General features: G+C 45.0%; 8 protein-coding genes. All 8 read left to right on the forward strand.

Annotated elements, in window-relative coordinates:
- Positions 1-167: 167 nt before the first annotated feature.
- The 8 genes from JIN87_RS28665 to JIN87_RS27705 all read left to right on the forward strand — a co-directional run bounded on the left by JIN87_RS28665 (position 168) and on the right by JIN87_RS27705 (position 3,311).
- Positions 168-299: a hypothetical protein gene (locus JIN87_RS28665; protein ID WP_267909459.1), complete on the forward strand. Its 132-nt coding sequence runs from the start codon at positions 168-170 to the stop codon at positions 297-299.
- A 17-nt stretch (positions 300-316) separates the two neighbouring features.
- Positions 317-661 carry a DUF6572 domain-containing protein gene (locus JIN87_RS27675; protein WP_200359924.1) on the forward strand — a complete coding sequence of 115 codons (345 nt, stop codon included), beginning with the start codon at positions 317-319 and terminating at the stop codon, positions 659-661.
- Between the two features lie 434 nt (positions 662-1,095).
- Positions 1,096-1,464, forward strand: coding sequence for an HIT family protein (locus tag JIN87_RS27680; protein ID WP_200359926.1), 369 nt, complete (start codon positions 1,096-1,098; stop codon positions 1,462-1,464).
- Positions 1,465-1,547: 83 nt separating this feature from the next.
- Complete coding sequence (locus JIN87_RS27685; RefSeq protein ID WP_200359928.1) at positions 1,548-2,039, forward strand: hypothetical protein; 492 nt, start codon at positions 1,548-1,550, stop codon at positions 2,037-2,039.
- A 36-nt stretch (positions 2,040-2,075) separates the two neighbouring features.
- On the forward strand, positions 2,076-2,336 hold the full coding sequence (locus JIN87_RS27690; protein ID WP_200359930.1) for a hypothetical protein: 261 nt from the start codon (positions 2,076-2,078) through the stop codon (positions 2,334-2,336).
- Positions 2,337-2,473: 137 nt separating this feature from the next.
- The gene (locus tag JIN87_RS27695) at positions 2,474-2,788 is read left to right on the forward strand and encodes a hypothetical protein (RefSeq protein WP_200359932.1); all 315 of its coding nucleotides are present in this window, start codon (positions 2,474-2,476) and stop codon (positions 2,786-2,788) included.
- A gap of 2 nt (positions 2,789-2,790) precedes the next feature.
- Positions 2,791-2,931: a hypothetical protein gene (locus JIN87_RS27700; RefSeq protein WP_200359934.1), complete on the forward strand. Its 141-nt coding sequence runs from the start codon at positions 2,791-2,793 to the stop codon at positions 2,929-2,931.
- Positions 2,932-2,945: 14 nt separating this feature from the next.
- A complete protein-coding gene (locus JIN87_RS27705; protein WP_200359936.1) occupies positions 2,946-3,311 on the forward strand; it encodes a hypothetical protein in 366 nt (121 codons plus the stop codon).
- Positions 3,312-3,332 lie beyond the last annotated feature (21 nt).

Here is a 3,332-nt window from a genome sequence, read left to right on the forward strand (position 1 = left end):
TCTTGTTCCTGAAGGTTACCAAGGATCACTGTCAGACGCGATTTCTGACTTTTACAAAGAATACATCTCACCCGGTCTTGATCCGGCAAAGATTAGCGATGCCAGTTCCTCCAGCGAAGATTACGGGAATTACGATTCTGGATACAGTAATTTCGGAGGTGGCGATAGTGATTAAAGAAGAGCTTAACAAGGCGGTCGATACAACGGCGGCAAACGCTCGCCTCTTTGACAACGAAACTGCGAAATCAACCAATCCAGACATGGCGGCGATGACCGAACCCGCCGTCGTATCACCTTAGCGTTCTCAAAAATACAAATGGGATTTGAAAGCACAGAAAAGATCGATGTCGTGGCGAGAAGCCCTCATACGGAGGGATACGATCTGATCGCCGTTGATAGCGATCAAATTAAAGACGAAACGAGACGTTATCGTCTCATGATCGAAAAGCTGAGCTCATATGCGGGATATGTCGAATCCGGGCAATTTTATGAAGACACTCCGGATGCCCACGGAAAAGAGATCAGATTCTGCATAATTCATAAGTCTCCTCCGAATGAAGCGATGGAACAAGTTGAAGCCATTAAGCCTAGAAACTCTCCAGATTTGAGGTTTCCCGTGTTATTCTATACACAGGAAGAATACATGAAGAAAAATGACTGAGAACCAGGCAGTGGATACAACTCCGAGAGGCTGCGCCTCTCTCCGCGTATCACTTTGACGTTGTCGAAGAAAAGGATGATCAGGTTGAGGAGAATAAAACTACTACTTTTTGGATACTAATCTAATCTGTGACGATCTGAGTAATCTGCGGTCAAAAAATTTATCCTGCAACGAAGAGAAAAATTGATCCTACATTGAGATAAAAAGCACCCTACACATTGAGACCCAAGGCAACCACAAGACATTTCGACCGAAAAAAATAAGAGAAAACAAAAGATGGTTCACGACGTAAAAGATGATTGGCGAAGCAAAGAAAGAGACCTACTTTCGCTGTCAAACCAACTCGTGAACGAAAAAGCAAAAAGCGACAACCAGTCGTAGCAGGCAACGTGCGCAAGCGCACGCCGCCTGTACTCGACGATATGTGAGAAGAAATGAACGACATCTACTGCGAACAAATCATCCCAAGAAATATCGATATTGATGTCGTCACCGAAACATCGAGCCTTCTCGCGTTTCATCACACTGCACCTTACTGGGAACGCCACATCGTCCTCGTCCCGAAGAAGCACATTGAAAGCCTTTCACAGATCACCGACCAAGAAGAATCACTGAAGTTAGAAATAATGGACACGCTAGCATCGATCTCCGAAGCAGTAGAGAAGGAATTCGGAGGTTGCAGAGTTTCTACAAACGTCGGGAACAAGCAATCGACAAAACATCTTCACTGGTATGTCCACGCTGGGAAAAGATTGCGAAATGAAGACGGATCTTTAATCGAGAAAGGGACCATATCAGATTGAAAGAAACTAACACATATCAAGTCGTCTCTCACAACTCCGGGGGCTGCGCCCCCTCCGCGTGAGGACTCTGCGTTCGATCAAAAATGAGAACTGCATTCTCGGCACTCTTCGCGCTCCTTTTCTGCTCAGCGATTCTGGCATCAGAAGTCCGCTTCGGCGATTTGACCGTTGAAATCAAGGATCATTGGAAACTCGAAAAAGAAAGAAAATCCCGTATCTACCAGACCGTTTACTTCACACTGACGACGAGCGACGGGACAGAGCTAGAATTCCGCCATCACGACAAAAGAATAAAAAGAAAATGGAAAGTAAAAGGTCATATATTTAGACCACCTCTCCTCGAAGTCGTGGCCGAAAGCGAAATCAAAGTAGAAGATACAGAATTCCGGACATTGGAGTACAGGGACTATGGACTGGAACCAAACAGATTTATGGTTTCTTGGGGAGGCGAGAAAGACATTCTTTCCATTGTCGGCGATTCAACCAAATCCGAGGAAATATTGGTGATAGCATACGCTATGAAAAATCTATCGAACCAGGCGGCCCATACAACTCCGGCCATCGCTCCGCGATGACCTCCGCGTATGGCCTTCACGTTCTCGAAAAAACAAATGAACGAATTCATAGAAACAGACGGCTTCTCCGAGATGACTTCGATAGAAGAAGTAGAACGCTATCTGGGAAAGATGAAGGAACTCAAAGTAGACACGATGAAATGGCTATCTGCCTACGAAGACAAAGAAGGAAGGATATGGATGGAGTCTTACACGACAGGAGGTCACGCAAGCATTCCTCACGTACATCGACTCGACAAATATACCGAAAGAGTGAATCCAGGTTTTGACTACGAAACCTGGAAGAAAGACGACTAAACTATAAGCGAGAACAAGGCAGAGCTCACAATGTCGGCAAACGCCCGCCCTTTCATTACGAACTCATGATAATCACCCCAATAGACTTTGAAGCTCAGTCGCAGCCGACATCGTGAGTCTTTGGCGTTGGCAAAGAAATGAAACCGATACTCTTAGCTCTACTTTCCCTTCTTGTATTCGGATGCTCACAACCTGAGGCGGAGCAATACTCCGTATCGTTCTTCGGAGTGGATGCAGAGACAAAAGAAGAAATCGACATAAAGATCAAACCACTCGACCCAAACACGGGACCTGGTTTCGCAATCGACCCCAAAAATGAAAAATTGATGATGACGTGGAGCACTCCAGTAAAGCTCTCGATCATTCGTGATGGATACAAAGAAAAGATCATCACAGTAGACTCTCAGACAGAAAGAAACCTCTCAGTTGAGATGGAGAGACTAAATCACTGATTATGTATCTAAAAGAAAAGGACGATGCCAACCAGGCAGCCCACACAATGTCGGCAAACGCTCGCCTCTTTTGTGACGACCGTATTGAAATCGACATAACAACTGACGGAGCCTCAACCGAAGCCGACATCGTGTGGCTTTAACGTTATGTGAAGAAATGAAAGAATCTAAAAAGCTAGGTCTACGAAAACTTCTGATGATTGCGTTTCTCATCGGCAGCATTTCGGTAGGGACAGCCATAGCTTTGGTTTCGATCTATTTCGCCTTCGACACATATCAACTCTACAATGAACATGGGATATTTGGATACGGACCTATCCTTATGAGCCTCACCGGGATTGGGGTAGGCATATCGATTCCACTGTTTGTCGTTCCGTTGGCTAGGATAGCTTTAAACTCAATCAGAAATGAAAAAGAAATCCTCATGAAAAACGGAATAGAAGGACTCTATGAATTCCGAGAGACTAACGAAGCGATTTACCCCAAGAAATTCGGCCTCAACAAAACTAAAAATATTACATAACCAATCGGCTCACACAACGAG

The sequence above is a fragment of the Pelagicoccus mobilis genome (genome assembly GCF_016595505.1).
GTDB classification, from domain to species: domain Bacteria; phylum Verrucomicrobiota; class Verrucomicrobiia; order Opitutales; family Opitutaceae; genus Pelagicoccus; species Pelagicoccus mobilis.

Excerpts from the sequence above, each read along its gene's own strand:
- JIN87_RS27700 (WP_200359934.1), top strand. The coding sequence starts at position 2,791 with ATGTATCTAAAAGAAAAGGACGATGCCAACCAGGCAGCCCACACAATG.
- JIN87_RS27695 (WP_200359932.1), top strand. The coding sequence starts at position 2,474 with ATGAAACCGATACTCTTAGCTCTACTTTCCCTTCTTGTATTCGGATGC.
- JIN87_RS27680 (WP_200359926.1), top strand. The coding sequence starts at position 1,096 with ATGAACGACATCTACTGCGAACAAATCATCCCAAGAAATATCGATATT.
- JIN87_RS27685 (WP_200359928.1), top strand. The coding sequence starts at position 1,548 with ATGAGAACTGCATTCTCGGCACTCTTCGCGCTCCTTTTCTGCTCAGCG.
- JIN87_RS27705 (WP_200359936.1), top strand. The coding sequence starts at position 2,946 with ATGAAAGAATCTAAAAAGCTAGGTCTACGAAAACTTCTGATGATTGCG.
- JIN87_RS27675 (WP_200359924.1), top strand. The coding sequence starts at position 317 with ATGGGATTTGAAAGCACAGAAAAGATCGATGTCGTGGCGAGAAGCCCT.
- JIN87_RS27690 (WP_200359930.1), top strand. The coding sequence starts at position 2,076 with ATGAACGAATTCATAGAAACAGACGGCTTCTCCGAGATGACTTCGATA.